General features: G+C 49.7%; 20 protein-coding genes and 1 riboswitch. Of the genes, 14 read left to right on the forward strand and 6 right to left on the reverse strand.

Annotation, left to right across the window (positions count from 1 at the left end):
• Nucleotides 1–53 precede the first annotated feature (53 nt).
• The gene (gene guaA / locus AC0YNZ_RS22670) at nt 54–1,592 is read left to right on the forward strand and encodes a glutamine-hydrolyzing GMP synthase (RefSeq protein WP_110771349.1); all 1,539 of its coding nucleotides are present in this window, start codon (nt 54–56) and stop codon (nt 1,590–1,592) included.
• 84 nt (nt 1,593–1,676) lie between these two features.
• Here the strand turns inward: guaA and AC0YNZ_RS22675 are convergent, their stop codons facing one another.
• Entirely contained in the window at nt 1,677–2,282 is a 606-nt protein-coding gene (locus tag AC0YNZ_RS22675; RefSeq protein WP_475828770.1) for a permease, read from the reverse strand.
• A gap of 80 nt (nt 2,283–2,362) precedes the next feature.
• Complete coding sequence (locus tag AC0YNZ_RS22680; protein ID WP_475828771.1) at nt 2,363–2,983, reverse strand: TetR/AcrR family transcriptional regulator; 621 nt, start codon at nt 2,981–2,983, stop codon at nt 2,363–2,365.
• Between the two features lie 498 nt (nt 2,984–3,481).
• Here AC0YNZ_RS22680 and AC0YNZ_RS22685 point away from each other — a divergent pair, with 498 nt between their 5' ends.
• The 8 genes from AC0YNZ_RS22685 (at nt 3,482) to AC0YNZ_RS22720 (ending at nt 13,845) form a co-directional block, all read left to right on the forward strand.
• Nucleotides 3,482–4,462 (forward strand): N-acetylglucosamine kinase, encoded by a 981-nt coding sequence (locus AC0YNZ_RS22685; RefSeq protein ID WP_475828772.1) that lies wholly within the window; start codon nt 3,482–3,484, stop codon nt 4,460–4,462.
• 105 nt (nt 4,463–4,567) lie between these two features.
• Nucleotides 4,568–5,878 (forward strand): 6-phospho-beta-glucosidase, encoded by a 1,311-nt coding sequence (locus tag AC0YNZ_RS22690; protein ID WP_475828773.1) that lies wholly within the window; start codon nt 4,568–4,570, stop codon nt 5,876–5,878.
• 472 nt (nt 5,879–6,350) lie between these two features.
• Nucleotides 6,351–7,373 carry an ABC transporter substrate-binding protein gene (locus AC0YNZ_RS22695; RefSeq protein ID WP_475828774.1) on the forward strand — a complete coding sequence of 341 codons (1,023 nt, stop codon included), beginning with the start codon at nt 6,351–6,353 and terminating at the stop codon, nt 7,371–7,373.
• 8 nt (nt 7,374–7,381) lie between these two features.
• Nucleotides 7,382–9,436: an iron ABC transporter permease gene (locus AC0YNZ_RS22700; RefSeq protein ID WP_475828775.1), complete on the forward strand. Its 2,055-nt coding sequence runs from the start codon at nt 7,382–7,384 to the stop codon at nt 9,434–9,436.
• A 111-nt stretch (nt 9,437–9,547) separates the two neighbouring features.
• A riboswitch (purine riboswitch) is annotated at nt 9,548–9,648 on the forward strand.
• A gap of 121 nt (nt 9,649–9,769) precedes the next feature.
• Nucleotides 9,770–11,155 carry an NCS2 family permease gene (locus AC0YNZ_RS22705; RefSeq protein WP_475828776.1) on the forward strand — a complete coding sequence of 462 codons (1,386 nt, stop codon included), beginning with the start codon at nt 9,770–9,772 and terminating at the stop codon, nt 11,153–11,155.
• A 157-nt stretch (nt 11,156–11,312) separates the two neighbouring features.
• Nucleotides 11,313–12,074, forward strand: a complete 762-nt coding sequence (locus AC0YNZ_RS22710) for a LamB/YcsF family protein (RefSeq protein ID WP_475828777.1) — start codon at nt 11,313–11,315, stop codon at nt 12,072–12,074.
• Nucleotides 12,075–12,076: 2 nt separating this feature from the next.
• A complete protein-coding gene (gene pxpB, locus AC0YNZ_RS22715; RefSeq protein ID WP_475828778.1) occupies nt 12,077–12,835 on the forward strand; it encodes a 5-oxoprolinase subunit PxpB in 759 nt (252 codons plus the stop codon).
• Complete coding sequence (locus tag AC0YNZ_RS22720; RefSeq protein ID WP_475828779.1) at nt 12,832–13,845, forward strand: 5-oxoprolinase subunit C family protein; 1,014 nt, start codon at nt 12,832–12,834, stop codon at nt 13,843–13,845. The genes pxpB and AC0YNZ_RS22720 overlap by 4 nt, the downstream gene beginning before the upstream one ends.
• A 43-nt stretch (nt 13,846–13,888) precedes the next feature.
• Here AC0YNZ_RS22720 and AC0YNZ_RS22725 read toward each other — a convergent pair whose 3' ends face one another.
• Complete coding sequence (locus AC0YNZ_RS22725; RefSeq protein ID WP_475828780.1) at nt 13,889–14,662, reverse strand: hypothetical protein; 774 nt, start codon at nt 14,660–14,662, stop codon at nt 13,889–13,891.
• Between the two features lie 279 nt (nt 14,663–14,941).
• Here AC0YNZ_RS22725 and AC0YNZ_RS22730 point away from each other — a divergent pair, with 279 nt between their 5' ends.
• The 4 genes from AC0YNZ_RS22730 (at nt 14,942) to AC0YNZ_RS22745 (ending at nt 19,316) form a co-directional block, all read left to right on the forward strand.
• Nucleotides 14,942–16,477, forward strand: coding sequence for an FTR1 family iron permease (locus AC0YNZ_RS22730; RefSeq protein WP_475828781.1), 1,536 nt, complete (start codon nt 14,942–14,944; stop codon nt 16,475–16,477).
• Nucleotides 16,467–17,075 (forward strand): iron transporter, encoded by a 609-nt coding sequence (locus AC0YNZ_RS22735; protein WP_475828782.1) that lies wholly within the window; start codon nt 16,467–16,469, stop codon nt 17,073–17,075. Before AC0YNZ_RS22730 ends, AC0YNZ_RS22735 begins: the two co-directional genes overlap by 11 nt.
• Nucleotides 17,076–17,242: 167 nt before the next feature.
• Complete coding sequence (locus AC0YNZ_RS22740) at nt 17,243–17,917, forward strand: response regulator transcription factor (protein WP_475828783.1); 675 nt, start codon at nt 17,243–17,245, stop codon at nt 17,915–17,917.
• 4 nt (nt 17,918–17,921) lie between these two features.
• Nucleotides 17,922–19,316, forward strand: a complete 1,395-nt coding sequence (locus AC0YNZ_RS22745) for a HAMP domain-containing sensor histidine kinase (RefSeq protein ID WP_475828784.1) — start codon at nt 17,922–17,924, stop codon at nt 19,314–19,316.
• 74 nt (nt 19,317–19,390) lie between these two features.
• Here AC0YNZ_RS22745 and AC0YNZ_RS22750 read toward each other — a convergent pair whose 3' ends face one another.
• The 3 genes from AC0YNZ_RS22750 to AC0YNZ_RS22760 form a co-directional block, all read right to left on the reverse strand.
• On the reverse strand, nt 19,391–20,323 hold the full coding sequence (locus AC0YNZ_RS22750; RefSeq protein WP_475828785.1) for a proline dehydrogenase family protein: 933 nt from the start codon (nt 20,321–20,323) through the stop codon (nt 19,391–19,393).
• Nucleotides 20,324–20,423: 100 nt separating this feature from the next.
• The gene (locus AC0YNZ_RS22755) at nt 20,424–21,500 is read right to left on the reverse strand and encodes a phosphodiester glycosidase family protein (protein WP_475828786.1); all 1,077 of its coding nucleotides are present in this window, start codon (nt 21,498–21,500) and stop codon (nt 20,424–20,426) included.
• Nucleotides 21,497–21,928, reverse strand: a complete 432-nt coding sequence (locus tag AC0YNZ_RS22760; protein WP_475828787.1) for a hypothetical protein — start codon at nt 21,926–21,928, stop codon at nt 21,497–21,499. The genes AC0YNZ_RS22755 and AC0YNZ_RS22760 overlap by 4 nt, the downstream gene beginning before the upstream one ends.
• Nucleotides 21,929–22,191: 263 nt before the next feature.
• On the opposite strand from AC0YNZ_RS22760, the gene AC0YNZ_RS22765 reads away from it, so the two are divergent.
• Nucleotides 22,192–23,946 (forward strand): stalk domain-containing protein, encoded by a 1,755-nt coding sequence (locus AC0YNZ_RS22765; RefSeq protein WP_475828788.1) that lies wholly within the window; start codon nt 22,192–22,194, stop codon nt 23,944–23,946.
• Nucleotides 23,947–24,053: the final 107 nt, after the last annotated feature.

A 24,053-nucleotide genomic window follows, 5' to 3' on the forward strand; every position in this document is an offset into this window, starting at 1 on the left:
TCGCTCAAACCGCCTTATATATAATTACTACATAATTTGAGGGAGGCTCGGTAATGACTAAGCAAAATGAAATCATCGTTGTTCTCGATTTTGGAGGACAATACAATCAACTAATTGCACGCCGTATTCGTGATTTGGGCGTATACAGCGAGCTGCTGCCTTACAACACGTCGGTAGAACGGATCCGCGAATTACAGCCGAAGGGTATCGTATTCTCGGGAGGACCGGCTAGCGTTTATGAAGAAAACTCACCAATGGTAGACCCGGCTATTTATGATTTGAACATACCTATCTTCGGTATTTGCTACGGCATGCAGCTGATGTCGCACCAGCTCGAAGGCAAGGTTGAGCGCGCGGGCAAACGCGAGTACGGCAAAGCAGAGGTTGAATTTGTGGAAGGCTCTCAAATCGGCTTTGGTCTGGACAAGGTTCAATCGGTTTGGATGAGCCATGGCGACCACGTTGTTGAGCTGCCTGCGGGCTTCCAGGTTGACGCTAGCACGGAGCATGCTCCAGTTGCGGCAATGAGCCATCCGGAGCGCCAATTTTATGCGGTTCAGTTCCACCCGGAGGTTCGCCATTCCGAATTCGGTAACGAGATGATCCGCAACTTCCTTTACAACATTTGCGATTGCGACGGAACTTGGACGATGGAATCGTTCATTGAAGATACGATTCGCGACATCCGTAACCAAGTCGGCGACAAAAAGGTGCTGTGCGCGCTTTCCGGCGGCGTAGACTCTTCCGTTGTGGCGATTCTGCTTCACAAAGCGATCGGCGATCAGCTTACTTGTATGTTTATCGACCACGGCATGCTGCGCAAAGGCGAAGCTGAAGGCGTTATGGAAACATTCGTCGGCAAATTCGATATGAAGGTTCTAAAAATCGATGCGCAAGAGCGTTTCCTCAGCAAGCTGAGAGGCGTAGAGGATCCTGAGCAAAAACGTAAAATTATCGGTAACGAATTTATATACTCGTTCCAAGAAGAATCGGATAAATTGGATGACTTTGAATTTTTGGCTCAAGGCACCCTTTATACGGATATCGTTGAGAGCGGTACAGCTACGGCACAAACGATCAAATCTCACCATAACGTTGGCGGCTTGCCTGAAGACATTAAGTTCAAGCTCGTTGAGCCTCTTAAGGCGTTGTTCAAGGATGAGGTACGGAAAGTCGGCGAAGAATGCGGCCTTCCGGAAGCAATCGTATGGCGTCAGCCATTCCCGGGTCCGGGTCTTGCGATCCGTGTCCTTGGCGAAGTAACGGAGGACAAGCTCCATATCGTCCGCGAATCTGATGCGATCCTTCGTGATGAAATTGCAAAAGCCGGTCTTGACCGCGAAATTTGGCAATACTTCACTGCGCTACCGAATATGAAGAGCGTAGGCGTTATGGGCGATGCCCGTACGTATTCGTACACTGTCGGCATCCGCGCTGTAACTTCAATCGACGGCATGACAGCGGACTGGGCGCGTATCCCTTGGGATGTGCTTGAGAAAATCTCCGTGCGCATCGTCAACGAAGTAGACAACGTTAACCGTATCGTCTATGACGTTACATCGAAACCGCCTGCAACCATCGAGTGGGAATAGTCGTACCTATCTAAATTAGCATGAACTAGAAATAAACCGCCCGGACAAGCTCCAGGCGGTTTATTTGTTGTTGTGCATTCATCATTATCCAAAAAAATCGGTAACGAATGATAATACCAGCAGGGCAGCCATCAATGAACCGGTCCAATATGCACGCTTCAAACTTGCACCTGCATGGTTTAAAGCCGCAGCCCCATGCACCGTCTGCCCGCCGGATCTTGCGACGACCGATCTGAAATACATCACAGCACCAAGAAGAACAATCGATATCTCAACGGCGCCGCTAGCGGCCGGATGTTCCCAAAGCCGGAGACCGAGCAGAGGCCACTCTCCGCTATTCCCGGGCAAAATAGGCAGATCGCTCCGATGCACAAGCAAATCAAGCAGCCAGTGGCTGAAGGTTACCGAGCCAATAACGATCGCGCTGCGTCTGTTCCAAACGCGCCATGCGATGATGCTGGCGAAAGCTGCTATAAGAAGTGCTCCAACGAGGGAATGCGTGTAGTCGGCATGAATGACAGCTTTGCCATAACCGGCTTCCTCATTCGGTTCTATGGTTTCAATGCCTGTGAGCAGAAGGGGAATGAACACGATATCCAAAAGCTGCGTACTGACCATTATTGCCCATAAGGGAACCTTTGGTTCCATCGCTTTGACAGCAGCCGCAAGTCCAAAATGTCCGGCTATCATCTATTTGGCCTCCTTCGTGTTTATTCGCGAATCAAGCCAGCCGCATACGACGGTAAACAAAAAGAGGAATAATAAGAATGTCAATTCTCAACCCTTCTTTCGCTAAGCTGCTTGCCGAATCCGAACATCAACGCCTCAAAAGCATCGTCGAAGGTGGAGGAGAGGCGGGTCATAATCGAATCGACGGTCTCTTCCGAATGGGTATACGTGCCGACAATCCCGCGCAGCATATAGAAATAAATGCGAGAGAAACTTAGGAGCTGCTCGCCTTCAGGTAAATTAAGATTGGTTTTCAACAGCTGCACAATAATGTTGAACATCTGATTGCGTAAGCGGTTGATCTCGAGATCAGGATTCAACTCATCAACGCGAACGGATTTCACCTCGAAAAAAATGGCATACATGCTCCTGTTGTTCAAGCAGAACCGGATAAACCGTTCGTTCAACCGTTGAAGCCTCTCGTCCGAGGACAAAAATGCATCATCGGCTATCGTGTCGAGCTCAGCTTTAAGCTGCTGCAAGGGCTGCGTGGACAGGGCGTGAAGCAAGGCTTCCTTATCTTGAAAATAAATATAGATCGTCGTATGGGAGCAGCCGGCTTCGCTTGCGATTTCTCTAATCGTTACCGACTCGTAGCCGCGGTCGCCGAACAGCTTCTCGGCTGCAGCGACAATCGAGCGTTTCGTTTCCTCAGAACGCATTTCTTTTTTCGTAGCGATAGGGAACCCTCCTTATATTAAAATATAACCAATGGTTACTAACCGATGGTTATATTTTATCGCGTGCTGACAGATGTTGTCAATATGTCTTCTTCTGCTGTAGTTTGTGATAGCAGCATTCGCAAACCTCGGCGATCGCTTTAAATTCAATGTGACAATGCTCTCCAATCAGCAAAGGCCGGATCGACTTCCGCCGGCTTTTGCGATTATGATCTCGCAGTCCGAATTTCAAAGGCTGCATTAGCATAAGGCTCCTGAAATAAACTAATATTCAGAAGGGGAGCGGCTGCTGCCTGATTAATGCGAACATCGTTCTTTTTCATTAGAAGAGCGGTGTTTTTTATTTCACAATATAAGTAAGTATAAATCCGAATCTTATTCCATGCTTCTATTACGCCGTGAAACGAGCCTAGCCGCAAGGAAGGCTCCAGCCATTTGCTCTTGAAGGATAAGAAAATAAAAATGAGGAGCGTGACCTCTATGATTTTTCTCGGGGTAGATGCAGGAGGCAGCAAGACGCATGCCCTGCTCGTAGATGAGACTGGTCATGTGCTTGGCAGAGGGCTCGGAGGAAATGGGAATCACCAGACAGCGTTTGAGTCAGCGAGGGGCAGTATTGCTGATGCTTGTCAGCAAGCGCTGCACGAAGCGGGTGTGACGAAGGAGCAGGTGACGTTCGCTTATTTCGGACTCGCTGGAGCGGACCGCGAGCCTGACTATGCGATTTTGCGTCCGATGATGGCCTCGCTTGACTTCAAAAAACATGCGATCGCGTGCGATACGATGATCGGCATGCGTGCCGGAACAAACCGGCCGTACGGGGCGGTAATCATTAGCGGCACCGGTTTTAACGCGGCGGCCCGCAGCCCGCATGGAGATGAGCTTCAGTATGGAGGCTTTGGCTATTTATTCGGAGACGGGCAAGGCTCTGGCACCGATCTGGCCATTCACGCCTTCCGCACGGCCATTCGCGCCTCAGAGGGCAGGGAGCAAGCGACCCTGCTGAGCGAGCTGGTGCCGCAGCGGCTTGGTTATCATACGATACAAGATATGTACGACGATGCGCTCTATAACGGCAAACGGCCAGGCCATGCTCTTGCTAAGGTGATGTTCGAGGCTGCAGGGCAGGGCGATGCGGTGGCGATTCGTATTTTGCAGGAGGCTGGCAGAGAGCACGCGAATGCGGCAAATGCGCTCATCAAGCGTCTTGGCATGGAGCAAGAACATTTTGACGTTGTGCTGGCTGGCAGCGTGCTGTCCCGCGGTAGCACGCCGCATATGGTAGACGCGATTCAGGAGGAGCTCGCAGCGGTCGCACCCTATGCGAAAACCGTAAAGCTAACGGTTGACCCGGTCGTCGGAGCGGTCATGAGCGCGATGGATAGCAGCGGCTTTGCGATTAACGCAAACGTGGACGCTGCATTGAGGAAAATAACCTTTCGCGTAATTCCGGATGAATAGAGAAAGTTGCTATCGCTATTTCAATACCAGGGCAGCAATCAAACGCTGATGTCGGCGTTGAACCTTTTCATAGACTCGAATACTTTGAAGGAGGCCCACCAACCCATGATGCCCCAAAACCCATTAAAGGTCGCCGTTATCGGCGGCGGTTCCTCGTACACGCCCGAGATCGTAGAAGGCTTCATCAAAAAATACGACGAGATGCCGATCCGCGAGCTTTGGCTCGTTGATATCGAGGAGGGCCGCCATAAGCTGGCTATCGTCGGCGAGCTTGCGAGGCGGATGGTCCAGAAGGCCGGATTGCCCATAGAAGTGAAGATGACGTTAGACCGCCGCGAAGCGATTGCCGGAGCCGACTTCATAACGACGCAAATGCGGGTTGGTCTGCTCGAAGCAAGGCGCCGCGATGAGCATATCCCGATTTCTCACGGCGTAATCGGACAGGAGACGACGGGTCCGGGCGGCATGTTCAAGGCACTGCGAACGGTGCCTGTTATTCTTGACATTTGCAGAGATATTGAAGAGCTGGCGCCGGATGCGTGGATGCTTAATTTTACGAATCCGGCAGGAATTGTGACGGAAGCCGTACAGAAGCACAGCCGCGTGAAGACGGTCGGTCTCTGTAATTCTCCCATTAACTTTCAAAAATTTCTTGCCAAGGAATACGGTGTCAGCGAACGTGAAGTATTGCCTGAGTTCGTGGGCATCAACCATTTGCACTGGATTACGGCCGCCTACGTGAATGGCGAGGATAAGCTGCAGGAGATGATCGCCGGCGGCCGCGATTATTCAGCTTCGAACGTAGCGGCTTTGGATTGGGACGCGGATTTTCTTAGCTCGTTAGGCGCACTGCCTACTTATTATCTTCGATACTTCTATATGCCGGATGCGATGCTTGCGGATATGAAGGAGTCGCTCGGTAAAAACGGTACGCGTGCGGATATCGTGAGCCGGGTGGAGGAGGAATTGTTCGAGCTGTACAAGGATGTTCATCTAAGAGAGAAGCCTAAGCAGCTGGAGAAGCGCGGCGGTGCCTATTATTCCGAGGCAGCTGTTAATTTGATGCATGCTCTGTACACGGATAAGCGGGATATTCAGACGTTGAACGTGAGAAACGGAGGCATTATCGGTTTCCTGCCGGAGGATGCAAGCATTGAGGTCAACTGTGTCGTTACGGCGCAGGGCCCGATTCCGATTCCGCTGCAGCGTGTTCCCGAGCAAATTAAAGGACTTCTGCATGCCGTGAAAACGTACGAATCGCTGACGATCCAGGCCGCCATTAGCGGAGACAGAGGCATCGCGCTGCAAGCGCTGGTGCATCATCCGCTCGTTCCGGGCGTTGCTGCCGCGAAGCTGCTGCTTGAGGAGATGCTTGAGGCGAACAAAGCATATTTGCCTAACTTTTTCAAAAATTAACGAAAGCAGTCTGCCCATATGGCAGCAGATAACGATTTCAAGCTTGTCTTGATGGCTGTTTACGCCACGCAGGCGTTTATTGGGAAACGTAGATCTATTTTTTAGATCTATTTAGTGCCATTTTAATTAGTGGGATTAAATAGGTCTATTAGATCTGCGGGATGGATACAGAGGGCTTGTTAGGCGTTACAAGAGAGAAGCTGCAGAGTGAGGTCTATAAAGTAGAGCTATTTCCTCAAAACCAGGGAAAAGGAAAGAAATAGATCTACTTTCTAGCTATATTCGATTCCTGTAAACATAGCTGCGGTCTTCGGCCTAAAATTTATATTCATTTTTATGTTGACATTATGGAAAAACGATTATAAGATTACTATTGTTGTTGAGTATGATAATCATTATCAAATAAATGAGAGCGAATATCATACATAATCAAAGTGAGTTAGGGTTTGAAAAAAATAGGGGGTAAGAGGAAATGAATAAACGTTTAATGAGTCTGATTATGGTCATCGCCATCATGCTGGTCGCGGCTGGCTGCGGTGCAAGCAAAGCGAATAATACGGCAGTGGGCAGCGGGAAAAGCGGCAATGCGGCCGAGACAAACGCAAGCAGCGAAGCGGCAAGCGGCCCGATCGTCGTGAAGGATGCTAAAGGCGAAGTAAAGCTTGATAAGCCGGCCCAGAAGGTCGTTGTATTGGAATGGACTTTTACAGAAGATATTATTGCGTTAGGCATGCAGCCTATCGGTAATGCCGACAATGAGAACTACAAGCTGTGGGTTACTTCTGAGGCTCCTTTGGATGCAGGCGTTACTGACGTCGGTTTCCGTCATGAACCGAACCTGGAGACGATCGCAGCGCTTAAGCCGGATTTGATTATCGCGAATACGGATAACCACGAAGCTATATACGAACAGCTGAAGGGCATTGCGCCGACGCTGATATTTAATCTTTACCCGCTTGAAGGCCAAGGCGAGCAATACAGCCAAATGGAAGACATGTTCAAATCGATCGCCGCTGCGGTCGGCAAGACGGCGGAAGCGGATAAAGTACTCGCCGATTTGGATCAGCATTATACGGATGCGAAAGCGAAGCTGGCTGCAGCCGGCAAGGAAGGCTTGAACTACGTGCTGACGCAAGCATTCAGCTACCAGAACGCAGCGACAATGCGCTTGTTCACAAACAACTCCTTGGCGGTGCAAACGCTGGACCGCATCGGCCTCAAAAATGATTGGAAATCGGAGAACTTCGAGCTTTACGGCTTTACAACCTCGACGGTTGAAGCATTGCCGGCGGTACAGGATACGAATCTGATTTATATCGTTCAAAGCAATGACGATATTTTCTCGAACAACTTAAAGGATAATTCCGTATGGAACGGCCTTAACTTTGTGAAGGAAAAACGCACATTCGGATTAGACGGCACAACATGGGTGTTCGGCGGCCCGCTCTCTTCTAAAGTGATCGTGGACCAAGTCGTGAACGCGTTAACGAAATGAGCGGCATAATGGAGAGCAGCAAAAACGAAGCCTCGTTGGGAATGATTTGGCGAATGATCGGTATATTCGGGGGCGGCCTTGCCGCCCTTTTCGTTCTGTCCGTACTGAGCCTATGCTTCGGGGAAGCTCAAATTCCGGCAGCCGCCGTATTTGAAGGGTTATGGCATCGGCAGGACGTGATGGATCATAATCTGCTATGGGATATCCGGATGCCGCGGACGATTATCGGCATTATTGCCGGGGCCGCGCTTGCGGCGGCTGGCGCGTTACTGCAGACGATAACGAGAAATCCGCTCGCTGCATCCGATACGCTCGGCATTAATGCCGGCGCTTACTTTATGGTCGTGCTTGGCATGGTTGCATTTCCTGCGCTGCAGGATCAATTTCCTTTTTTATTAGCGGCAGCAGGGGGGTTCCTCGCGGCGCTTGCCGCGTATTTCCTCGGCGGCGGCAAGGCGGCAACGCCGGTTCGGCTGGCCTTAGCCGGTATGATCGTCTCGATGGTGCTTGGAGCGTTTACGTCGGCGATTCATATTTTTAAAGAAACGGAAACGCAGTCGCTGTTTTTATGGGGCTCAGGCACCTTGATTCAGCTCGATTGGAGCGGTGTGGAATATGCATGGCCTTTTGTCGTCGCCCTGCTCGCCGTGGCTATATTCGGAGGTCGGCAATTCGATGCGCTTGAGCTTGATGAATCGACCGCGCGCTCGTTAGGGCAGCGCGTTGGCCTAACCCGCGCTGCGGGACTGGCGCTTTCGGTCTTCATGGCCGCCATAGTGGTCAGCGTGGTTGGACCGATCGGCTTCGTCGGGCTGGTAGCTCCGCATCTCGTTCGGCTTACCGGTATTCGCAAGCATCGCTTGCTCATTCCTGCTAGCGCGCTTTGGGGAGCGCTGCTTATTACGGCAGCGGATCTGCTTGCACGCATGGTTCGCAGCAGCTTGGGTGAAATGCCGGTAGGCGCAGTGATGGCGATCATTGGCGCGCCTTGGCTCATATGGCTGGTGATTAGCAAAATGAAGCATATCTCCGGTTCCGGTACGGGGCAGTCCTCGATGAACGTTGGGGGCGTCGTGCTTCGCATGCGCTTCGTTCCGACCGCTGTTTTTATGACGGTGCTGTTAGCCGTCATCATCATTATCAGCCTGTCGCTTGGCGGGACGAAAATTCCAATCGCTGATTTGCTTAGCAGTCTCGTGGGAGCAGGAGATTCATCTTACTCCGTTCTGCTGAATTTGCGTCTGCCCCGTACGCTCGTCGCTGCAGGAGGCGGAATTGCGCTGGCTATCAGCGGTGTTCTCATCCAAAGCGCTGTCCGGAATCCGCTTGCGGACGCCTCTATCATTGGGGTTACCTCGGGCGCGGGCTTTGGCGCGTTAGTCGTGCTGGTTCTATGGCCGACCCTGCCGATTTTTGTTCTTCCGATTGCTGCTGTTGCGGGCGGTATTATAGCTGCCGCTTTTGTATTTTTCCTGGCTTGGCGCAAATCACTGAACCCATCGGTTCTTATTTTACTCGGAATCGCGGTGTCGGCGATCGGCTCGGCGGGGATACAAGCATTGATCGTTAAGGCGAGTCTTTGGAGCAGCACTGCCTTCGTCTGGATAACCGGCACGACCTACGGACGAGGCTGGAACCAGTTTAACAGCATTTTTATTTTTCTTCTTATCCTTGTGCCGGTTGCGTATTACTTGGGCAGAAAATTTGATCTGCTCGCTTTCGGCGACGAAAGCTCAACGGGCTTCGGCCTGCCGGTTCGGGGAACGCGGCTTTGGGCGATGATCATCGGCGTGCTGCTTGCAGCCGGTGCAGTTGCGAGCGTAGGAACGATTGGATTCCTCGGCCTAATGGCGCCGCATGCGGTGCGGATGATGATCGGGCATCATACGAGACGCTCGATTGTATTGTCGGGACTGCTCGGCGGGTTATTGCTGGTTATCGCCGATACGCTCGGAAGAACGGTGATGGCGCCAAAGGAAATACCTTCAGGCCTTATCATCATGCTGATCGGAGCGCCTTACTTCCTATTCCTCATGTATCGGTCACTCATCAAGAAGGTGTAATATTTTTGAAAAAATAATGCGAGAGACGAATAATCAAGGTATTTGTTGTCATTAACGTTCGTGAATGCTGTTGACAAAGTGGATATATTCTCATTAAAATTGTATACGGAAAACAACAACAGCATATCTTTTCGTATAATCTCAAGAATCGGCTTGAGAGTCTCTACTCGGTCACCGTAAATGATCAGGCTACGAAAATGGCGGAAAAGCCCGCAGCGGTCCGGCGGGTATACTTTTCCCCTTTTTGCAGAGCCTAGGAGAAATGTGTTTTATTGCATTTTTTCTAGGCTTCTTTGTTTGTTCCACCACATTTTTGGGAGGTTAGTAATCAAAATGGAACGTTTCTTTCGCTTAAAGGAACACGGAACAAATGTCAGAACAGAGATTATGGCAGGGCTGACGACTTTCATGACGATGGCATACATATTGGCCGTCAATCCAATCATACTCACGCCAGCAGGGCTGGACTGGACGGCAGTGTTTTTGGCTACGGCGCTTGCCGCCGGCATTTTCACAATCGCGATGGGCTTGTTCGTAAACTTTCCTGTCGCGCTTGCTCCGGGAATGGGGCTAAACGCGTACTTTGCATCGGTCATTATCGCATCGGCGTCAACGGATACGCCGATCTCACCTGCAATGGGACTGACAGCTGTCTTTATTTCAGGTATTATCTTTATCATTTTGACGCTGACGCAAATTCGCCAAATGCTCATAACCGCTGTTCCTGACAGCCTGAAGCATGCGATTACAGTCGGTATCGGCTTGTTTATTACGATTATCGGCTTGAAGAACAGCGGCATCATGACGATCGCCGTATCGAGCTTCACGGATATAAAGGCGGGACAATTTACACCGGTTAGCGGTCCCGAAACCGTTATTCAGCTGGGGAGCTTCCACAATGAAACAGTCGTGCTTACGATTATTGCTTTGCTTCTCATCGGCGTGCTGATGGTGCTCCGTGTACCGGGCGCGATTTTGTTCGGTATTCTTGGCACGACGATTATTGCGGTTCTGATCGGTCATGTTGACGTGAAGGCCGCATTTACTGGCCAAACCTGGGTGCCTGATTTCTCGAAAATGAACTTCTGGCATTTTGACTTTGCAGGCGTGTTCGAGGTCGGACTTGTTACCGTCATTCTAACGTTCACATTCGTCGAGATGTTCGATACGTTCGGTACGCTGGTCGGTACGGCAAACCGCGCCGGTTACATGAAGGATGCGGAGGCGGGTAAAAAACGGGTAGGTAAGGCGATGTTTGTGGATGCCATCGGCGTCAGCGGCGGCGCGGTGCTCGGCACGAGCACGGTCACGGCATTCGTAGAGAGCTCCGCAGGCATTGCGCAGGGCGGACGTACGGGACTAACGGCCGTAACGACAGGCATATGCTTCCTGCTCGCTATCTTCTTATCGCCGGTCGTTGCGCTCGTTCCGGGTGCGGCAACGGCTGCCGCACTTATTATCGTAGGCGTATTGATGATGCAATCGGTAAAAGATATCGATTTTTCGGATATGGTTTACGCGATTCCTTCTTTCCTGACGCTGGCTTTAATGCCGCTTACGTACAACATCGCGAACGGTATCTCTTTCGGTATCGTATCGTTCGTGCTGCTTGCAACGGTTGCTAACGCGACCGGCAAAGGCAAGTATAAGATACACTGGCTCATGTGGATTTTAGCGGTGCTGATCATTGGCCGTTACGTATTTATGGGCGGGGAATAGGTCATACCTTTTTTATCAAATAACGGAAGAAGCAGCGCTGGGCCGGCGCCGCTTCTTTTTTTTGCAAATTCTCATGCTTTTCACCGGCTAGATCATTTTCAGCTTTAATTTGTTATAATTTTGGAAATGGACTTCGGCAGGCGGGAAGGGGAGCAATATGCATCACGTAGATTTGAATTGCGATATGGGAGAGGGCTTCGGCGTCTACCGGACGGGCCCTGACAGCGAGTTGATGAAATATATTACGTCAGCGAATATTGCGTGCGGCTTTCATGCTGGAGATGCTGCGACGATTCGCCGCACGGTCAAGCTGGCGCTTGCCCACGGAGTCGCGATTGGCGCGCATCCCGGGCTGCCTGATTTGATCGGCTTTGGCAGGCGGGAGATGGCGATTACACCGGAGGAGGCGTATGAGCTGACCGTTTATCAGCTTGGGGCCGTATATGCTTTCGCTAAATCCGAAGGAGGCAGCGTCGCGCATGTGAAGCCGCATGGCGCACTGTATAATATGGCTGCGAAGAGCAGGCCGCTGGCTGACGCGATAGCGGAAGCGGTCTATAAGGTAGAACCGAGTCTGCTGCTGTTCGGTCTAGCGGGCAGCGAGCTCATCCGGGCGGGAGATGCGATCGGGCTGCATACGGTCAATGAAGTGTTCGCAGACCGGTCCTATGAAGTGGATGGGTCGCTTACGCCGCGCGGGACGGAAGGAGCCGTCATTGCCGACCCTGCTCTTGCCGCAGAGCAAGCGGTCCAAATGATCAAGCGCGGCGAGGTTCGTACACGGCAGCAGAGCGGATATATTTTAAAAGCGGAAACGGTATGCGTGCACGGGGACACGCCAGGCGCTGCCTCGCATGTTATGCAGCTGCGCGCAGCGTTAGAGGCAGAAGGCATTGCCGTTAGGAAGGCGGGGGGATGAGGATGGAGAAGGAGATAACCGGTTCGGGCATTCAGCATGAGCTTCAAGCTCTCGGCGATTGTGCCGTCATCATTCGTTTGGGCAGCGTCATCGACGCAGAAACGAACCGAATTGTAATGAACCTCAGCCGTTATATAGAGGAGCGGCCATTTGCCGGGTTCATTGAATGCGTTCCATCCTTTGCGGCGCTGGCTATCCATTATGACCCGCTGCTAGTCAAGAGAAGCCGTATTTCCACAGAGCTTCAGCACACATCGATTTTTGAAACGGTCTGCTCGCGTCTGCAGCCGTTCCTAGCCATAACAGAGCAGCAGAGCGATTCGGATAAGGAAGGAAAAACGATAGAAATCCCTGTTTGCTATGGCGGAGAGCATGGTCCGGATCTTGGCTTTGTAGCCGCACTTAACGGACTTACGGAAGAAGAGGTTATCGCCATTCATGCCGGAGGCTCTTATCTGGTTTATATGCTCGGTTTTGCACCGGGCTTTCCTTATTTGGGCGGCATGTCCGGAAGGATTGCCGCGCCAAGGCATCAAACGCCGAGAACGAGCATTCCGCAAGGAAGCGTCGGCATTGCCGGCGGACAGACGGGTGTCTATTCGGTTGCAACGCCGGGCGGCTGGCAGCTGATCGGCAGAACTCCGGTTGCGCTGTTCCGGCCTCAAGATGATGTTCCAAGCTTACTGCAACCGGGCGATTCGGTGCGGTTTAAGCCGATATCGAGCAAGCAATATGAGCTTTATGTAGAGGGTGTGCTATGAGTATATACGTCGTTCGTCCAGGCTTGATGGCTACCATTCAAGACCTCGGCAGGTATCGGTTTCAAAAATACGGAGTTGTGGCAAGCGGTGCAATGGACACAGGAGCGGCACGCGCAGCCAACCTGTTAGTCGGCAACGGAGATCATGAAGCAGTGCTGGAAATGACGCTTACCGGAACAGAGCTGCTTATCGAAACGGATACGCTGCTCTCCATATGCGGCGCGGATATGTCCGTAACGGCAAACGGGGAGCGCCTCCCTTTATGGAGGCCGGTGCTGGTTCGCGCAGGCGTTTCCGTCAAGTTCGGAGCTTGCCAGTCCGGCTGCCGATCTTATTTAGCTGTAGCGGGCGGATTTGATGTGCCGGAGGTTATGGGAAGCAAAAGCACTTATTTGCGGGGTGCTATTGGAGGCTTCAAGGGAAGAGCGCTAAGGTCGGGAGATGTGCTGGCTGCACGTACTCCCGGACGGCTGTCAGAGCGCATAAAGCATTTCCTGGGTAAAGACATGAATGGCAGCTTTGCAGTTCCGGGCTGGCATGCGAGTCACTTTGCCATAGCGGGCAATTTGGCGGACCCGATTATTCGCGCAATGCCTGGCACTCATTATGAGCGGTTTACAGCGGAGAGTCAGGAGAGGCTGTTCAGCCAAACTTTTCAAATAGCCCTACAGTCCGATCGGATGGGCTACCGGCTCGAAGGCTCGCAGAAGCTGATAATTGCTTCGCCTCTTGAGCTGCTGTCGGAGGCAGTCGTAAATGGAACTGTCCAAGTGCCTCCGGGCGGCGATCCGATCGTGCTGCTGGCCGATAGGCAGACGACGGGAGGATATCCCCGGATCGCCCAGGTCGCTTCGGTAGATATCCCGGTGTTTGCCCAGCTGAAGCCAGGCGACCGCTTTCGCTTTGAAGCGATCTCGCAGCATGAAGCGGAGCAGCTTTATTTGGACAACGAGCGCGACTTAAAAATGCTGGAAGCGGCAATAACATTAAAATTTAATTCCGCTAACTAACGGGAGACATTGGACTGAAGCTTCCTATAGCGTGCTAGGGAGCTTATTTAACTTTTCGTATAGCCGGCGTGGTTTTATGTTCTTGTTCAACATAACCATTTTCATTAAAGTAGGTTTCTTGAAGATAAGAAATGAATTGCTCGATGCGCTCGTTTTGAGAGGCGTGCGCTTTTTCAACTGAGCTGGCGATTTGCTCTGCGCTCTCTTGCAGCAGCTTCTCGAGACTTTCCTGCGGTAAAGCTTCATTTTTATCAATGATACTGGCGTTTTTGGAACTGCTGCTCCTGCGTGTAAATAATTTCTCTAATTTAAAAAGACGATCCAAGCTTAACGCATACATACGTCTTCCGTTTAATAACAAGGCAAATGCGCTTGTATAAAGCGTGAGACTAATTAAATTGATATTGCCTGAAAGCAGAAAGTTAATATGCATAAAGAGACAAATACAAATGGAAGGCAGTATAAACAAGCCTAAGATGAGAAACACGCCGACAGTGACCTGAACGAGCGGAATCGTATAATTAAAAAATGTGATATGATGCAATGCCGTGCCTTCAATAAAATCTTTATAAAAGTGTGCGACATTCGGTTTATCCAATGCCTTTATCAAATAATCGGTAATAAACACGCCAGGCTGGGTAAACCATGAATGTCCGGAAGAGCCGGCTTCCCCTAAAATCTTCGTCATTCCCGCCAGTAGCCAACCCGTTCCGAAAAGAACGCGAATTAAAACAACGATGGATAGACCTCCCCAATGTCCAAGCTTTTTCCCGGTTGGTGAGTCGAGCATCGTTTTAACAGCTGCATTTTGCATCATAAAAAATCTCCCCCAAAATAAATAGATGAAACCGGAAATATATAATAATGATATTCATTATCAACAACTCGGTAATAAGGCTATATTATAAGAAAATATTTAAAAACTATTTAAAACAAAATTAAAAAATGTTAATGATCGCTTTATTCCGCCAATCTGAAATCAATCATTAAAACTTCTTAATTTTTTTTTAATTAATACTTTAGATTGTCTTGTTAAAGTGAATGAATGAAAAAGATAATTATTATCAATTAAGAGGTTAGGGGGTGAAACAGCAGTATGAAGCTATCTGTAAGACAAACATCCGTTAGCATTCTTTTTGTCTTAACTTTGCTCATTACCGTTTTTTCACAGGAAGTATTCGCTTATGAGAACGATGGACTTAATGAAAAGGTTGTCCAGACCGCCCGCTTTATTAACACGATCCCTGTGGAGTATACATTAGGGGTTAATAAGGAGAGGGAAGTCGTTAATTGGGGTGAATATAAGGAAGCGAAAATATATGTGGGAAGAGCGAAAGCCGAATTCAAATCGATTAGCGACGCGTTATCGGAAATCGATAAGGAAGCCGTGAAGAACGTGCAGGAGGGTCTTGATGTTCTCACCCGGCAAATTAATGACCGAGAGGAACCGGATCAAATTGTTGCTTTATCTGCGGAACTGTCTACCAAGCTTTTGAAAGTGGTGGGCCTATCGCAAAGCAATGACGATACGGAAACGGTCATTCAAGAGATCAATAAGTCATTGGACAGTTACGTTCAGAAGCAGCAGCAGGGCGGCAATGTGGAAGAAGCTTTGGCAGAGGCAATGAACGCTTATGCTTTGTTCGGTCCGCTCGAATCCGGTATCGCTGCCAAAGATCAGAAATTGCTTATTCAAATGGAACAAAAGTTTGCGAAATTAAGAGATTACAGTTCTTCAAAACCGGGTGCTGAAGCGGTGCAAAGCGAGATTGATTCTCTCAAAACCGATTTGCAGACCGTTAAACAAATGCTCACAGCACCGGCTCATCCATTCGCATCCTTTTTGGATTCCTTGACGATTATTTTGCGGGAAGGCTTTGAAGCGATTCTCGTTATCGGAGCTCTAACGTCATTCCTGATCAAATCCGATCATAGGGACAAACTGAAGGGCATTTATTGGGGAGCGGGCGCAGCGGTTGCGGCCAGCGTCATTACAGCCATTCTACTGCAAACCGTCTTTAAGATTAGCGGAGCAAGCCGGGAAACGCTGGAAGGGACTACGATGCTGGTAGCCGTGGCGATTCTGATTTGGATCAGCTTCTGGCTCGTGAATAAAGCGAAAGGCTCGCGGTGGAAAAAATTTGTTGAGGGCAGAATGAAAGCCTCGATCACAACGGGAAGTGTATTCACTCTTGGACTGACAGCTTTTTTTGCCGTGTATCGCGAAGGCTTCGAGACCATTCTCTTTTATCAGGCGATATTTGCAATGGGCAGTTCACATCTAACGGCCGTTATAGGCGGACTCGCGCTGGGAGTGGCTTTACTAGGGTTAGTGTACTATCTGATCAACCGCTATGCGGTAAAAATCCCAATGAAACCTTACTTTTTGGCTACAAGCATTCTGCTGAATATTATGGCTTTCCGTTTTCTGGGGTATGGAATTCGCGAATTGCAATTCGCAGGAACATTAGACGCAACGGAAATTGTCGGAATGCCTGATTTGAGTCTGCTGGGCATCTATCCGACGATCGAAGTAGTGACGGCTCAAGCGGGTTTATTGATCGTTCTATTTATAGGGTTAACTATCAGCTTACGTAAAAAATTTATAGGAGGAACTACACATGCTTCATAAAAAATATTTGTTATCAACTCTCGTATTGTTTTTAGGATTGCTGCTGCTTGCCGGCTGCGGTTCGAAAGCGGAGGATCATTCCGACCATCCGGCGGAAGAAGCGGCAGCAACGGAAACCGCTAATGCGGAAGTGCAGCCGGTTGACGCTGCGGCTGGTCCTGCGGACGTGCCGATCGGTAAGGAAAACAAATTTGGAACGGAATTTGCTTTCGTATATATTCCTATGGCCAAAGATGTTCACCCTTCGATGTATCATGGCATGCCTGGAAACAAAGATGCGGATGTCCATCTTGAAGGAGATTTTCACGCGATTGAAGATAATAAATGGGGATTCGCTCCCGGGGACTGGATTCCGGGCTTGAAGCTCACTTATGAAGCAGTGAATCAGGAAACCGGCGACAAAATCGAAGGACGTCTTTATCCGATGACGGCTGCAGACGGCCCGCACTACGGCTTAAACGTAAAAATGCCGAGCGAAGGAACGTATGATTTCACCTTCTGGGTGGAGCTGGATACGGAAAATTTCGGTTATCACAATGTGGATGAATGGTGGCCAAAGCAAGAGTTTAAATATACGGCCGAATATAAAAAACAATAATAGCAGCTGCCGACACAAGCCGCCTCTAAGAGGCGGCTTGTGTCATGTTATTTACCATGGTAATTAATTCTCTGATTGACGAGGTGCGAGGATTAGTCTAAGATACACAATATAACTGATAATGATTATCAACGAGATGCAGGGGCTTATTTGCGGGGGTTAAACAGATGCGAATTTTATTGGTTGAGGATGAAGAAAAAGTAGCGCGCTTTATATCGCAAGGGTTGAAAGAGCATAATTATGTCGTGGACGTGGCGAACGATGGAGAGACGGCTTCGGAGCTGACTTACGTGGAAGATTATGATCTATTGATTGTGGATATTATGATTCCAAAGAAAAATGGGATTCGGCTCATTAGGGAGCTGCGGGCGAACGGATCAAAAACGCCTGTTCTTATTTTGAGCGCGAAAGATTCCGTAGAGGATAAGGTGGAGGGACTCGATACAGGAGCGGACGATTTTATGACAAAGCCGTTTGCTTTTTCGGAGCTGCTTGCCCGTATCCGCTGTCTGCTGCGGCGAAATCAAGAGAATGCATCCCCATGTTTACAAGTAGCGGACCTGACGCTTAATCCTTCCACGCGGGAAGTGATCCGGGGCGGACGCCATATTTTTACGACAAATAAGGAATATACGATTCTGGAATTTATGATGAGAAATGTAGGCAGGATTTTGTCCCGAACGTTAATTCTAGAACATGTATGGATGGATGCTTACAATACAGGGACGAATGTGGTTGATGTTTATATTAATCATTTGAGAAATAAAATTGACAAGGAGTTTGATGTGAAGCTGATCCAAACGGTTTATAGCGTTGGTTATGTCATTAAAGGAGAAGAATAAAGCAATGATGTTTCCCAAGAGTATGAGCCGGAAGGTTGCAACCTGGCATTCCGTTGTCTTTATCTCGATTTTATCTCTATTTAGCGTATTATTATATCTTTCATTTTCCAATTCGTTGACCAAAGAAGTGGATTCGAAGTTGGCCAGAGAGGGCGGCAGGATTGCCTATTATATTGAGAATGGATATTCGTCTTCTGAAATCGAAGAATATATGAATGGATTGCCTGTTTCAGCAGCAATTAATAAAGAAGAGATATACTGGCATATTGAAAACGATCAGGGAAAAGTCATCGCAGCCTCACAAAATCTGCACGGTCAACACATCAATGTCTCAGGAACTTTGGAGAAGATTGACGAAAATATTTTCTGCTGGGATCCCGAGCTGAATGGAATGCCGCTTCGTGCGATGTCCCTCCCGCTGCTATCAACGAATAAATTGACATACAAAATTACGGTTGCTACCTACGACGGGATAAGGCATTTTGCTATCGATCAGCTGCGGAACATTATTTTCATCTGCAATGTCGGATTCGTAGGTATTTCAATCGTGATGGGATGGCTGATTTCGAAAAAAACGCTGCGGCCGATACAGAAAATAATCACTACTACCAATAAAATTACGGCAACAAATCTGCATGAGCGGTTGCCAATTGAAGGTCCGGAAGATGAATTGCAGATTTTATCTAAAACTCTTAATGGTATGATTGACAGATTAGAAATCTCTTTCGCCCAAATCCAGCAATTCTCCTCGGATGTTTCACATGAGCTACGCACTTCTTTAACGATTATCCGCGGAGAAATGGACGTCGCTTTAAACCGGGATCGATCAGTGAAGGAATATAAGGCTGTGCTTCATTCCGCTCTGGAAGAGGTCATCTATTTGTCTGATATGGTAGGGAAATTTTTATATTTATCAAAAACGTCAAATCCAAACCAGATCAAGCTGAGAAAGATTGACGGCACGCTTCTATTTCAATATGTAACCAATCATTTATGGTCATTGACAGTAAAAAAACAAATCGAGCTGCACGTGCTTATCCCGGATTCATTTACGCTAAACGGGGATGAAGATCTGCTGCGAAGATTATTTATTAATTTAATTGAAAATGCCATTAAATACTCGCCAGAAGGCGGAACAGTCGAAATTAAGGCATGCCGTAAAGATGAATTTATCCAGATTGAAGTGACGGATTACGGGATCGGAATTCCCGAGGAGCATTTGCCCTTTATATTTCAGCGTTTCTATCGGGCAGATGATTCGCGGACAAGGAGCCAAGGCGGAAGCGGATTGGGTTTGTCTTTATGCAAGTGGATTGCAGACGTTCACAAGGGAACGATTGAAATTCACAGCAAGACTGATCAAGGAACGACGGTTATTGTCAATTTGCTTGCCGGTTAGTCATGTAAGCAGAGGACATGTGCCCGGCTGATGACATGTATGAAAAAAAGCGCCGAGCCGCCGCAGGAGCGGCTTCAGCGCTTGAGACCGGACATGTGTTTGAGCACCAGCATCAGGTTTGCAGGCTTCTCTGCAAGCCGGCGGGTGAAATAGGGATACCACATGACGCCGTAAGGGACGTAGCAGCGGATGCGGTAGCCCTCCTTGGCTAGCCGGACCTGCTCATTCATCCGAAGACCGTAAAGCATCTGAAATTCGAAAGCGTTTTTAGAAATCCGATGCGTACGCGCATAAGCCTTCACCCAGCTGATGATCGCATCGTCATGCGAGGCGATCGCCGTATATACGCCTTTGTCCAAATGAAGCTTGATCATGCTTTTGAAGCTGGTTATGACCTCTTCCGGCTTCTGATATGCGACCTCGTCCGATTCTTTATAAGCTCCCTTTACGAGGCGAAGGCTTATGCGCGCTTGCAGCAAATCCTTAACGTCCTGCTCTGTCCGGAATAAGTAAGCCTGCAGCACGGTCCCGACATTCGTTAATCCTTCGGCATGGAGCCGTTTTACGATATCGAGCGTCGCCTGCGTGTAAGGCGTATTCTCCATGTCGATCCGAACGAAGTTCCGGTGGCGTCTGGCATGCTTAACCACATCGCGAATATTGGCATAGCACGCCTCTTGGTCCAGAGCGAGTCCCATTTGGGTCGGCTTTAGCGATACGTTAGAGCTTGCTTTACTGGCGGCAATGCCTTCGATAAGCTTTAAGTACTGCTCTTTGTATGCGGCAGCCTCGCTTATATCCCGAATGCCCTCGCCAAGATGATCGAGCGTAGCCATAATGCCGAGCTTGCCGAGCACCTTGATTTCCGCCAAAGCCTCCTCCAGCGTTTCCCCTGCAATAAACCTGCTGGCGAGTCTTTTGCCAAAGGTCGTTGAGAGCTTCTCTACTAGCGGAATTCCTGTAATCGTCAATAATGACTTGCGATACCACTTCGATCCGATGCCCATCCGAGCTGCTCCTTTCCAAAAAGCGTTAGTAGGAGTCTGATTCAAGGAGTCCATTATTAGTATATTCAGAAATCATCGTTATCGCGCTATGCAAGCCTAATTATTTGAAAAACAGAAAGTGCGTCGGCAGCTTGCGAAGCTGTCCGTCAGAAGGCTTATTAATGACGCGGCCGTTAAAAATGAGCGAGGAAGAGCCGCCGCCATCCAGGTTGTAGCCGTCAACGGCGCCATAGCGCTGAAGCAAGAGCTGCATTTCGCCCAGCGTAGCGCCGGAGCTTCCGGATTCGTTGTACCCGTCGGCCACGAGAAACAGCAGCTGGTCATCCTTATAGTTGGCGATAATGGTGCGGGGAGCGCGTTTCGGGCTGGTTTGCCATTTGACCGGAATGGGCTGCAAAGCTCCGCCGCGCATCAAGACGGGCACGAAGGATGCGCCAAACTTCGGATTTTGGGCATCGAGCTGCTGCCGGCTCGCGAATTTCCCGCCGATCAGCTTATTCTGTTCGTTGAGGCCGACAAAAAACAGATCCGCATGAGGCGGCTCAAAGCTTGTAGCATAGCTGCCGTCAACGATGGTCGTGCTCAGCGGGTAACGCTTGCCGCGGCCATCGGCAAAGCCTCCTGCATTAATGCCTGCGACAGCGTGGTGACGATTCACGGCGGCTAGCGTTGTCTCCGCCTTGCCGAGCTCATCCCCGCCAAGCGACATCGTCATCGCGTCACTGCTCTTCAGCTTCACTTTGAGCGCATACGCCGAGAAGTTTTCCGCTTTGATGTAAAACAGCTGAGCTCTCAGCTTGTCCGATTCGAATGCAGCCGCGGCATTGCCTAGCTTGCTGGTTATATTGCGGTCATATATGATCAGAGGCCTCACCGCTTGCGACGCGGCGATTGATGAAATTTTCGCCATTTCGGCATTTGTTTGCTTATACAGCTTCAATTGCTTTTGAATCGATTCGCGGGTTTGCGACGCGGTTTCCCGGGCGTGATCAAGGCCTGTTGCGGCAGGCGCAATATCGGCTTGAGGGAGTCTTGCCTGCTCGGTTACAGGCAGCGGAAACGCTTCTGCAGATAATTGAATGACGATATCGGATATCAGCAGCCAAATCATAATGCCGAGAAAAGGCGCGATGGCAAGCAGTGCTGTACGGTTTAACGCTTTGACGGTGATGTTCATTTGAGCACATCCAGGTTCTTCTGCAGCTCGTTCAGCTGCTTCTTCACTTCGTTCAATTGCGTGTACAGCTTATTACTGTTGTCGGTTTTGGAATCAGCGTTATCCTTCGTGAACGTAAGCAGCTCATTCAACGCATCGACCTTGGCCTTCAGCTCGGCAAGATCGGAAGTGTAGCTCGTCTGCAGCTCAAGCATGCGAGCCTCGTAGTCTTTCTGCATCGCCGAAATTTGGCCGGCGGTTTGACGCTCCAGATCAGCGGACAGCGTCTGCTGGATCCGGTCCGTATACCATTTGGCCCCTATTATGCCGGAGCATATGATCATGAGCCATACGAAGACGAAAAGGAGGAAGGTCCGGTTTCCTTTCTTTTTGCGTGTCTTCTTGTCGTATTGGCTTGCAGTGCGTTGTTCCAAAATCAAATCGTTCATTCTATTCATTCACCTCTCTTGTTGGTCACTTGCATGAAAGATCGGATGAACGAACTGCAAGCATTAGGGTTCATAACTTTAGACATCAACCGACGCTAAATAGTTGCGTATGTCATCTTATTGTAACAAAGAGAGGAATAGATGTCTGTGCCATGTGGGAATTTCTTGTAAATTTTAAACTTCAGCGGAACATTTATTCCCTTAGCTGCGTCTAACCCTACGGAATGCGGCGGACTATGCTGCAAAATTGGAAGGAGAACAGGATGAATAGAGAGAAATGGATCAAGCGGACGGTCAGGCAAGTCATCGCAGCGAGCTTGCTGGTTTCGCTTGTAGGCACAGGATTTGGGTCGAAGGAAGAGGTATATGCAGCGGAGCGTCAGCCTGTAAATCTGACATTTGTTCACGGTTCGAAGCAAATGACGCTCAATGGCAAGGTACAGAAAATGACGGCGCCGCTGCCGATTGTAAAAGGAGTCACGATGATTCCGGTTCGTACGATTGCGAGCTCAGTGGGTGCAAGCGTATATAATGACAATAAGGGCACTCATATCGATACATATTTTAATAAAGTGACGCTTAACATCAATATGCGCGGCGCTAAGCGCAACGGCAGTTACATTCTTATGCCTGCAGCAGCGATGCGAATTAGCGGTACGATGCATGTGCCTTTATCCGCGGTAAAGCAGCTCTGGAACGCGGGCTATGTGTTCAATGCGCAGCTTAAGCAAATTAGCATAACGATTCAGCCGGATCCAAACGTTGCTCCGGTAGCGGATTTTAAAGCGCCGCCCCAGGTGAAGCTTGGCGAGCCGGTGGAATTTGAGGATCTTAGCTACGATCCGGACGGCAAGATCATCAAGACGGAATGGACAGGACGCAAGAGCGCGTATTTTGAACCGGGCATTTACACGGTTACGCAGTCCGTTTACGACAATGACGGTACATGGAGCGAGAAAAAAGAGCAGGCGATTACCGTTACCGACGAAGTGATGTATACGCCTTATGAATACTACATGCGCTACGGTAATCCGGGCGACAAATTCGCGGTTGACGCGAAGCTGATGAATACCTTTGAAGAGCTTCCTACTTTTGAGTCAAAGGGCTACACAACCTTGTACATGTCCAATGCGCCGGAGCGGTACTTCGGCGAGGGCTTACTATATGAGGATGTGCTGGACGGCCCTAGCCGGTTATTCCTTCATCACCGGAACGGCACGCAAGAGAGGATGAAGCTGGCTGTTGTCGTGACGAACACGAATAGCGAAGCTGTAAAGCTGACGCTTGGCAATCGGGGCTTGGCGGGTCCGAGCGTAAACGCGATGCAGTTCGGTTCTGCTGCGGTGACAAGATACTTAACGGGGAGCGCACCGCGCGAGCTGATCTTGGAACCGGGCATATCAGCAGTGCTGCTGCCCGAGCTGGAGAAAATCATCATGAACCCGGATGAAGGCTTTTCCGGCTTGATGGACGTAGATATGGACGGCCCGTTAACTTTCTCGACGATGGCGCTGAGAGAGACGACCGATGCGCTCAGCTCCGTATTTAAGCTGGAGGAGCTGGAGAAGGTCGGAAATCGCGGCTTATTCTTTGATACGGATCAGTATTTAGATGTAAACGAAAAGGTTGGCCTTAAGAAGGGCAAGCTCCGTATCGGCAGCCGCGGAACCAGCATGGTAGGCGAGGATGCGCTGACCGGCGGATTGACTTACAACGGAGGCGAATACGGCGCTGTTACGACGATTCGGCTCAAGGATGTCGCATACGGAACCCGGATTATTTTGAACCCGCGCGCGGGCATATTCCAAGGCGCGGTTTCTGTTAACGGGAAGGTTGTCGCAGTGCCGACAGGGGGACATTTGAACCTCGGCGAAGGGGCGCTGATTTATACGCAGAAGAAACCGGAGGGGGCTGCCGGATTACAGCCGCCGCCGGAAGTTACGATCAAATATTCATCGCCGGGAGCAAGCTCATTACCGATATTATTCGTATTTTTTCCAGGCTCGGATTTTGAATAACAATCGTTTGGAGGACATGCCGCTTACGGGCGGAGGTCCTCCTTTTTTTTGTGGTTGGCGGCCGTCGTCATGTATAATAGAGAGGTTAGTTATGAATCGACCAATTA

This window comes from Paenibacillus sp. J2L1-98 (assembly GCF_056269405.1).